We start from the raw sequence: 9,264 nt of genomic DNA, 5'->3' as shown, positions 1-9,264 counted from the left end.
TTACCGTGAGCCGGGACGGACTGTGAAAAGCACCTGTCCTGTTGGAAANACTTTTAGCGAGCATAGCGGCAGTTAGAGGAAATCCGCGAAATCAGCCAGAAAAAATCTGCTTCCGAAGCAGATTTTTAGAACGCCTGAGGCGTTTAATCATCAGATTAAACGGTGAATGCGTTCGGTTCTGGCTGATTTTGCGGATTTCCTCTTACTGCCGCTTGGCGCAGCGACTGTATTACCAACAGGACAGGTGCTTTTCACAGTCCGTCCCGGCTCACGGTAAGCGCCCCCTTCGTCGCTCCCGAGACTAAAGCTCGTTGCCTAAATCCCTACTTAATGAATTTGTCAATCGCCTGGTTCAGCTTACGAATTGCTTCCTGGTCATTTTCCTCCACAGCTTCCACAATACAGTGGTCAATGTGGTTTTTCAGGACCACCTTTCCCGTATTATTGATTGCGGAGCGCACTGCTGCCAGCTGAATCAGTACTTCGCTGCAGTCCGCATCCTTCTCCACCATCCGCTTCACCGCTTCCATATGTCCGATTGCCTTGGAAAGGCGGTTCATAACTGCCTTTTTCTCCTCCTGGCTGTGGACATGGCGGTGCACTGTCCCATGTGTGTGGTTTTCTTCGTTTTCATGTGTATGCGCATGACTATGGACCACTCCGTTTTCATGCACATGCTCACAGGCCCTCTCATTTTCGTGTATATGGACATGTCTGTGAACTTCTCCATTCTCATGCTTTCGTTCCTTTTGGTCCATAACACCTGTTTCATGCCGTTCATTTTTTTGATTTTCTGTTCTCTCCATAACTCCTGTACTCTCTTTTTTATTTTTTACCGGAATTAACTCGCATCATTCCGCAAACCAGGTTTTCCCAAAACCCAATTGTCTGTAAATGAATTGACTGCCTTTCCCTGCAGAGTATCATTCTGATTCACCAACGCTGCCACGTCGGCCCTGCTCATTAGGACTATCATCCGATAAATATATCTTAACAAATTTTGCGCCACATGGCTATGAAAATTCAGGGTTTATTTGCGCAGTTCAACCTGTCTTGTACACACCCGCTCCAGGAGTTCCTGGTTATGGCTTACCGCAATCAGCCCGATCTCCCGTTGCGCCACTTCCCGTACCAGGAAATTCCAGATCTGACTCTGAGTAATCAGATCCAGCATAGTACTGATCTCGTCTGCAAGCAGAAAACGGGTTCTCTTTCCCAGTGCCCTGGCCAGGCAAAAACGCTGCAGTTCTCCTCCTGAAAGCTCAGAAGGAAAGCGGTTCATCCAGTCCGGCTCGATTCCCAGCTCATGCAGGATGCGCTCCTCAACCTCATCCCCCTCCAGAATCACATCCCGCATGCGCAGCCTCGGGTTCACGGCAAGTTCGGGCTGCTGCCAGATCATCTGTACCGGACAGTAACCCTTATAAGAGGACAGCGGCTTTCCATCCAGCAGAATTTCTCCACTGTCCGGCAGAAGATAGCCGGAAAGCAGCTTGCATAGTGTTGTCTTCCCATATCCGCTCGGCGCCAGCAGACCCACTCTTTCCGTATGTTCCGCAGACAGACTGAAATCCTCCAGTATCATCCGGTCCTCTTTTTTATATTGATAGGAAACATTTTTCAGCTCCAGTCTCATAATTATTCTATTCCTCCACACAGCAGCCTTTTAGATACATGTATCATCAAAGCAGCTCTTTTTATTACACGGAATGCAAATTTCCAGATTCCAGGTTTACCACCGGCAGATACAGGCAATATTAAGCTGTTTTTATTCGGCAGATGCATAAAAGCAGCAGGACGCCTACATGGCAGATAAGCATCTCACACGGCCGCCCCGAAGTTCCCGCCAGGGAATCTCTTTGCTGCATTCTGCGGTACACAGCCTGCATCTGGGCGCAAATGGACATCCCTCCGGCATTTCCTTTGCATAGGGCTGTACCCCATCTGTGGGCTGAAACCCATTGCGGGGCATTGCACGCCACAGTGCTTTCGTATAGGGGTGCCGCAAAGTCTCTTCTCTCTTAAAATCGGAAGCTTTGGCTTCCTCAATGGACTCGCCCGCATAAAATACAACAATGCGGTCCACCGTCTCCAGCGCCAGTTCCAGATCATGTGTAATCACCAGCACACCGGCCCCCATGTCCGCCAACTCCCGAAAATGTTCCATGGCCCGTTTTGCTACTTTGAGGTCCAGGCCCGGGGTAGGCTCATCGGCAATGACCAGCTTCGGTTCCTCTATCAGTGCGGTTGAGATCAGGATTCTTCTGCTCATTCCCCCCGACAGCTCGAAAGGATACATCTCTTCCACACTCTCCTTCAGGTTATATCTTCTGAAGATTTCTTTCAGCTTATTTTTCGTCCGCTTATCTGTTCGTCCCTTTCGTATCTGGTGCCCGGTCTTCATCAGGGGATCCAGGCAGGCCAGGCTCTGGGGCACCATCACAATTTCACTCCCCCGGAGCTTCTCTATCCTGTCCGGGGTCAGCTCACTGCCGCAGTATTCCATTTTGCCGCCTGCAGAGGCATTATAGGGAAGCAGGCCCAGAACCGCATGGGCAAGCAGACTTTTGCCAGAACCGCTGGAACCGACAACTGCCACCATCTCTCCGGCTCTGACCTCCACGTCCAGATCCCGGATAACCGTCATCTGCTCCCGGCGCAGCCCCTGTTCATACTGCGTGAAAGATATATGCAGATGTTCTATTTTTAAGACGGGAGCCCCTGGTGCCGCCCCCTTTTCCGTGTTTACATTCAACTCCATACCAACTTTTCCGTTCCTTCCGCAGATTTATTCGTGCACACTCCCCGGTTCCGTAAGTTTTCGCAGATTTTCTCCCGCTTTGTAAAACAGAACCACAACCAGCACCAGCATTGCCCCCGGGAAAAGCGCGAGCCACCATTTGCCGGTAATCAGATATTTCATGGATTCTGACAGGATAATGCCGATCGCCGGCTGCTCCGAAGAAAGTCCGAATCCCAGAAAAGTAATGCTGGATTCATGCAGGACTGCATGCGGAAAAATCAGCACCAGACCTACAAGAAACTGGGACATCAAGTGCGGGATAAGATGTTTTCTGGCAATATACCATTTGCTTTTCCCCATTTTCTCTGCAATCAATATATACGGGCTCTCCCGCAGCTGTATTACTTCCGCCCGGATCAGTCTCGCCAGGGACGGCCAGTGTGTCAGGGCAATCCCCAGCGCCACACCTTTAAAGCCCTTGCCCATTGCAACGGATATCAGGATCAGCAGCAGAATATGTGGGATTCCCATGATCAAATCAATACAGAAGGTGATCACCGTATCCGCCGCCTTCCCCAGTGTTGCCGATACAACGCCCAGAATCAGCGCTGTAACGGCACTGGCAGCTGCAGTCAGAATCCCCAGCAGTATGCTGATGGAAAGACCTCTCAATGTGCGTGCAAGCATATCGCGCCCCATCCAGTCTGTACCGAAAAGACAGTCCAGGGAAGGTGACAGGTTCTTTCTGGAAAAGTCCGTGAGCCTCGCCGTATCTGCGCAGAACATGCCGCCAATGCAGATTGCAAGCAGGATAAGAGAAGATGCAAGCAGGCTTATAAAAACTTTCTTTCTCCGATTCATCGCCGCACGCCTCCTCTTCTGATCCGCGGATCCACAATACCATACAGGATATCCGCCAGCATATTTCCGCTAAAAACAATCAGGGCGCTGATCACCGCAATAGCCATCAGAAGAGGCAGATCACTTCCCAGCCCCGCAGTGACTGCCGCCTGTCCCAGTCCCGGATAGGAAAATACCTGTTCCACCAGCACGGAGCCACCAAAAATCTCGCTGATTGCTGCAAAATGAAGCGTAATCGCGGGCAGAAGAACATTGCGGAATCCATGCTGCCTAAAAAGCCGGATACCACGCAGGCCCCTTGCTCTGGCGAACATGATATAATCGCTGTCCATAATCTCAATCATTTTTTCCCTGGTATGCAGCGCGATATTGGATACCCCGGTGATACTGAGTGTCATTGCCGGCAATATAGCATGATATACCCTGTCCCATATGGTAACCCCGGACGCCTCCACACCGATCGGTACACTCAGCCCGATAGGCAGGATCTTCAGCCACACACCGAACACCAGGAGCAGCAATAGCGCCAGCCAGAAAGTGGGTGTGCTGGATATCAGCAGGCAGTACCCCTTTACGATCCGGTCAATCCACCGCCCCCGGTTCATCCCAGAAACCACACCTAGCACCAGGCCCAGGATCCCCGATAAGATCCAGGCGATCACCATCAGAACCAGCGAATTCATAAGTTTTACGCCCAATACCTCCGACACCGGGCGGCGGTATAAAAGGGAGGTTCCCATGTCACCCCGTATAAAATCTGCCGCCCAGGATACGTACTGATTTATCGGGGAGCCGTCCACGCCCCAGTATTCCCGGAGCTTTCCGATCTGCTCCTGGCTCATGCTCCCGAGGGCAGCCTGTCCCACATTGGCCTGCAGCGGGTCTACAGGAGAAGCTTTCATCAGCATAAATGTCAGGATGCTGGCAGCGGTCACCAGAAGAAGCATATATATGATTTTTTTCCCTATGCGGATACTCCACTGCCGTGCCATATCTCAAATCCTCCAATTTCTTTTATTTTCTGTCCCGTGTTCTCCTTAACGGGAAAACGGGACGCTCATCTTACGGCAGCGTCCCTGTTCTGTATTCGTTCTTTATTCCCAGGACCACTGATCTACATTGTTGATAATAGACCAGCCATGCCCGTGGGGATGGATTTTCTGTTCTGCAACCTGAAGGCCGTCTCTTACAAAATAGAGGTGGTCCACATTACACAGCCAGATCCACGGGATGTCCCCTTCCTGCGTGATTCCGGTTGTACCGTCCCACTGGGCTTTCTGCCACAGCTCATAGGATTCTTCCAAAGTGGCCGTTTCCAGCGCTTCATCCATGTATTTATCCACCGTCTCATTTGCATAAGGTGAATACTCTGCCTGGCCGATTCCGGTATTGGAAAGTGTATGGTAGATATTGTAAAGCTCCATCGGCGTATGTGCGCCCCAGCCCCAGACCAGAGGTTCTGACTGCGCACGGTCGTAAGCCACATCCCAGCCCACGCCCTCAGTTGTCACTTCGATCCCCAGCTCTTTTAACTGGTTTGCGGTATCTTCCGCCAGCGCCTGGCGGACGGAATCTCCGCTGCTGAACATCAGGGTGAATGCCGCCCTCTCGCCGTCTTTCTCGCGGATACCGTCCTTCCCTTCTTTCCAGCCTGCATCCTCCAGAAGCTTCTTCGCCCCGTCCGGATCGTATTCCACTTCACAAGCGCTGTTGTACCACGGCATTTTGTCGCATACGCTGAAGGCCTTTGTACCATGTCCGTTCAGTACATTTTCAATCATCTCGTCGCGGTCAATGCCGATATTGATCGCCCTTCTCACATTTATATCTGAGGTAAATACATTTCCATATGTAATACCTTCCTTCTCCTGGGGCTCGGACGCCGGAAGGTTAAATCCGCGGTTATCCACGGTCTGTACCGCAAACAGTTCATATCCATCAACCGCCTGCTCACTGTAGGAAGCAGCTGTATGCGCCACATCCACCTCGCCGGCCATAGCCGCGGCGAGCGCCGCGTCCTCTTCCATGAATAAAACGGTTACCTTTTTCATCTTCGGCGTTTCCCCGTAGTAATCCGGATTTGCCTCAAATATCACCTGCTGGCCTCTGTCCCACTGCTTCATAATGTAGCGGCCCGAACCGATAGGGTTCTGACCGTAATTTTCATTGTAAGCATGTTCCGGTACGATGCCCACAATTGCCATGGTATAAGGCCATATGGAAAATGGCTTCGTCATCTGGAATTCAACAGTCGTGTCATCCAGCGCAGATGCCTTTTCCAGCATCGTAAAGTCATTCACCGAACTTTTTTCTTTACAATTGTTATAGGTAAATGCAACATCTTCTGCCGTCAGCGTTTCTCCATCGGTAAACTTCACGTCATCCCGGATGGTGACTGTCCAGGTAAGCCCGTCTTCACTTACCTGATAATCCGTTGCCAGATCATTTTCTATCTTCAGATCTTTTGTGGTCACGGTCAGAGTGCTCTGAATCAGAGGTTCGTGAACGTGTTCCCCGGCTCCCCAGCCATAGGCGGGATCAAAGCCTTCCTCAGGCTCTGAAGTGGTTGGCATGGTGACAACTACGGAGTCTCTGTCTGCCTCAGCGGCCTTCTTTTCCTTGTTTTCCGTTCCCTGTCCGCAGCCGGCTAACAGGCCTGCTGTGAGCGCTGCTGCGCATACTATACTGATAACCCTCTTCCTCATAGTTTCCTCCTGTTTTTACCGATTTTTGTCCAGTATAGCACCCTCCATTTTTTGCCACAACCCCCTTAGGGGGATACTTTTCTTTCTTTTCTTTCCGTACGAAAGGGGGATTGGACTATTCATGCATACAGTGGGCCGTCCCGCTCCCCGTATTCCCGGGCAGTACAATATATGATCCATCATAACCATCGAAAAAGCACAGACTGCCTCCTGCCGTCTGTGCTTTCTTTATTTATGTTCTTTCTGCTTCCATATCTCTTACTATGCCACTACAATCTGGTACTCCCTTACGAAAGAGGTCTGTCCCTCCAATCTGCTGATTCCCGGCTTTTCGGAGATATCCCCCTCAAATCCATGGTTATCGCAGCGTCCTACCCACGGCTCCAGACATACAAACGGAGCATCCTTTACGGACCATATGCCAAAGTTCGGAAAATCCTTACAGCAGAGACCCACATATGGGGCCCCGTCCTTATGGCAGATCCACACTTCTTCAATCTGTCCTCCGTCAAATATCAGGGCATCATTGACAAACAGCTCCTCTGCCAGAGGATATGTCTCATGATCCAGCTTCATCTCAAAGGCCGTATCCAGATTGCCTGTGCCGGATTCCGGATGAATAAGAATATATTCAAGTGATTCTTTTCCCGGGAATCTGAGGCAGTAATCTTCCTTGCCCTGCCTGTCCGCAAAACGGAATGCGGGATGGCCGCCTATCGTAAAATACATGGTTTCATCGGACGGGTTCTTCACCTTCCACTGTACATGCAGCGTCTTTTTTTCCAGCCTGTATGTGATGTACAGCTCAAAATCAAACGGATAGACTTCCTTTGTCTCCTCATTGGAGTGCAGAAGAAAGCTGGCCGTATCTGGCGCGGATTTGATACATTTAAATGTGTTGTCCCTGGCGAATCCATGCTGTGATGTGGGGTACTGCAGCCCGTTAATGCGGACTGTGTTCCGGTAGGTCTTGCCCACGTTCGGGAACAGTACCGGCGAATGACGTTTCCAGTATTGCGGGTCTCCTTCCCAGAGCACTTCTGTCCCCTTCTTCTTATCAAAGATTCTTGTTACCTCCGCCCCCGCTTCTGCAATTTCCACATAGAGAGATTCATTTTCCAGTTTCATATTATCTGCTCCTCCATTTCCGCTCTGTACCTTTGTTTTATTCTACCATGATTTTTATAATTTCCTCATTTGTTCCGCGCATGCCTTCTTTTCCCAGGCGCCCTACGTTTTCGATGGTCCTTTCCACGCCTTTTGTGATAATTCCATCACCGCCATAGAACTGCTGTCCATGCATATACATATGGTACCCCAGGATTCCGGCATCAACAGATGCGGCAATCTTAGCCGCGCAGGATGCCTTAGCCCCGTCACAGACCATGCCAGACACAACCGCCAGTGCATTGACTACTGTATGTGCAATTTCTTTGTATCCGCCCCCGTAAAGATAGGCAATACCTGCTCCAGCAGCCGCCCCCGCGCTGACTGCCCCGCAGTATGCGGATAACCTGCCGATCCCGGTCTTCTGATGGATCGCAACCAGATTGGACAGTGCCAGCGCACGGAACAGCTTTTCCTGATCCACTTTCAGTTCTTTTGCATACTCCAGCACAGGAAGTGAACAGGTTATTCCCTGATTACCGCTGCCGGAATTGATAATTACCGGAAGCTCACAGCCGTTCATCCGGGCATCTGATCCGGCTGCCGCCATAGCCTTTGCACGGTTCCTGACATCGTTTCCATAAGAATCCAGAATTACGCTTCCAATGTTCGCACCGTAAACCCCGCGCAGGCCTTCCTCGGCAATCGCAGTATTATAATCGATCTGGCGCTGCAGTATCTCGCGGATATCCTCCACATCCACCGTCTGCACAAAATCCCATATATCCTCCACAGACAGTATACCACGGTCTGTCAGTCCTTCTTCACTCTCTCCGCGCACCGGAATATCTACCAGGATTTCTCCGTCCTTATCAATATGCACGATATTGGTGTGGTAGTTTGCAATCCGTACCTGCGCATAGGATTCACCGGCAGAAACAGTTACGATGATATCGAATGTAATCCCGTTATCTATATGCTCTACCTTGATCTCTTTCTCTTCCAGAAATTCCTGAATCTCCTCGATCTCTTCCTGAGACACTTCGGCGATTACCTCCAGCTCCTTTTCCGGCCTTCCGGCAATGATCCCAGCAACCGCAGCAGCAGGGATCCCTTTCAAATGATCTGTATTGGGTACTATCACACTCTTTACATTTTTAATAATACTGCCGCTTGCCCCGATGTGAACACGCTCCGGCAGACACCCCAGCACTTCTCTCGCCTTAGCAGCCGCATATGCCAGTGCAATCGGCTCCGTACATCCCATCGCCGGAACCAGTTCTTCCCTCAAAATCTCTATATACGCCTGATATTTCTCATCTGTTTTCTTCATTACAATCTCCTTCCAAACTCCACCGGCATTTCATGTCCGATTCACTATTACAAATGTACACTATTCTGGAAGAAAGTGCAAGAACCAGGAAGCACCAGAACGCCAAATTTGTCCGCAGTCTTCCCGGATGTAAGCGGCCTCTGCCACATATGCCGCAGTGTATATCCCCTGCAGCTTGTCTGTGATATCAGGAATGACAATACCTATCCCAAATCGCAAAAAACCCCCGGTGTTCTTACGGACACCGGGGGTTTATGTGTGTGCCAGGCATGGCACTAATCTAGCTAGTGAAAGTCTAGTCACGGGTATTTACCGCCAAGTGTAGCGGAGCGCAAGTTGGCATCAGTAATGATGTGGATGAAGGAAGCGCATAGCAAAGTTCACGAGCCTACGAACAGAAACTTGATAAGGCGATGAGGTGGGTAAGGTTGCACATCAAACCAAAGCCCGAAAGGTAAACGTATAACCGAAGTTGTAAATCAAGAGGTTGTGGAATGAAAGATTAGTGCCTTACC

At 50.4% G+C, this 9,264-nt stretch carries 8 protein-coding genes; all 8 read right to left on the bottom strand.

Annotated features, from left to right (window positions below):
• Positions 1-323 precede the first annotated feature (323 nt).
• Positions 324-602 carry a metal-sensing transcriptional repressor gene (locus HMPREF0240_RS11010; protein WP_009003495.1) on the bottom strand — a complete coding sequence of 93 codons (279 nt, stop codon included), beginning with the start codon at positions 600-602 and terminating at the stop codon, positions 324-326.
• A 428-nt stretch (positions 603-1,030) separates the two neighbouring features.
• Entirely contained in the window at positions 1,031-1,636 is a 606-nt protein-coding gene (locus HMPREF0240_RS11005; RefSeq protein ID WP_035313106.1) for an ATP-binding cassette domain-containing protein, read from the bottom strand.
• Between the two features lie 165 nt (positions 1,637-1,801).
• Positions 1,802-2,761: an ABC transporter ATP-binding protein gene (locus HMPREF0240_RS11000; RefSeq protein ID WP_009003493.1), complete on the bottom strand. Its 960-nt coding sequence runs from the start codon at positions 2,759-2,761 to the stop codon at positions 1,802-1,804.
• 27 nt (positions 2,762-2,788) lie between these two features.
• Entirely contained in the window at positions 2,789-3,604 is an 816-nt protein-coding gene (locus HMPREF0240_RS10995) for an ABC transporter permease (RefSeq protein WP_009003492.1), read from the bottom strand.
• On the bottom strand, positions 3,601-4,596 hold the full coding sequence (locus HMPREF0240_RS10990; protein WP_009003491.1) for an ABC transporter permease: 996 nt from the start codon (positions 4,594-4,596) through the stop codon (positions 3,601-3,603). The genes HMPREF0240_RS10995 and HMPREF0240_RS10990 overlap by 4 nt, the downstream gene beginning before the upstream one ends.
• A 102-nt stretch (positions 4,597-4,698) precedes the next feature.
• Positions 4,699-6,309, bottom strand: coding sequence for an ABC transporter substrate-binding protein (locus HMPREF0240_RS10985; RefSeq protein WP_009003490.1), 1,611 nt, complete (start codon positions 6,307-6,309; stop codon positions 4,699-4,701).
• A 261-nt stretch (positions 6,310-6,570) separates the two neighbouring features.
• Positions 6,571-7,437, bottom strand: coding sequence for an aldose 1-epimerase family protein (locus HMPREF0240_RS10980; RefSeq protein ID WP_009003489.1), 867 nt, complete (start codon positions 7,435-7,437; stop codon positions 6,571-6,573).
• A gap of 37 nt (positions 7,438-7,474) precedes the next feature.
• Positions 7,475-8,755 (bottom strand): L-serine ammonia-lyase, iron-sulfur-dependent, subunit alpha, encoded by a 1,281-nt coding sequence (locus tag HMPREF0240_RS10975; RefSeq protein WP_347462592.1) that lies wholly within the window; start codon positions 8,753-8,755, stop codon positions 7,475-7,477.
• Positions 8,756-9,264 lie beyond the last annotated feature (509 nt).

The sequence above is a fragment of the Clostridium sp. D5 genome (assembly GCF_000190355.1).
Lineage (GTDB): Bacteria > Bacillota > Clostridia > Lachnospirales > Lachnospiraceae > Faecalicatena > Faecalicatena fissicatena_A.
This window is presented reverse-complemented; position numbering and strand designations above follow the sequence as displayed.

What these genes read in the sequence shown, in the direction of transcription:
- HMPREF0240_RS10995 (WP_009003492.1), bottom strand. Translation starts at nt 3,604, where the DNA reads ATGAATCGGAGAAAGAAAGTTTTTATAAGCCTGCTTGCATCTTCTCTT.
- HMPREF0240_RS10980 (WP_009003489.1), bottom strand. Translation starts at nt 7,437, where the DNA reads ATGAAACTGGAAAATGAATCTCTCTATGTGGAAATTGCAGAAGCGGGG.
- HMPREF0240_RS11005 (WP_035313106.1), bottom strand. Translation starts at nt 1,636, where the DNA reads ATGAGACTGGAGCTGAAAAATGTTTCCTATCAATATAAAAAAGAGGAC.
- HMPREF0240_RS11000 (WP_009003493.1), bottom strand. Translation starts at nt 2,761, where the DNA reads ATGGAGTTGAATGTAAACACGGAAAAGGGGGCGGCACCAGGGGCTCCC.
- HMPREF0240_RS10985 (WP_009003490.1), bottom strand. Translation starts at nt 6,309, where the DNA reads ATGAGGAAGAGGGTTATCAGTATAGTATGCGCAGCAGCGCTCACAGCA.
- HMPREF0240_RS10990 (WP_009003491.1), bottom strand. Translation starts at nt 4,596, where the DNA reads ATGGCACGGCAGTGGAGTATCCGCATAGGGAAAAAAATCATATATATG.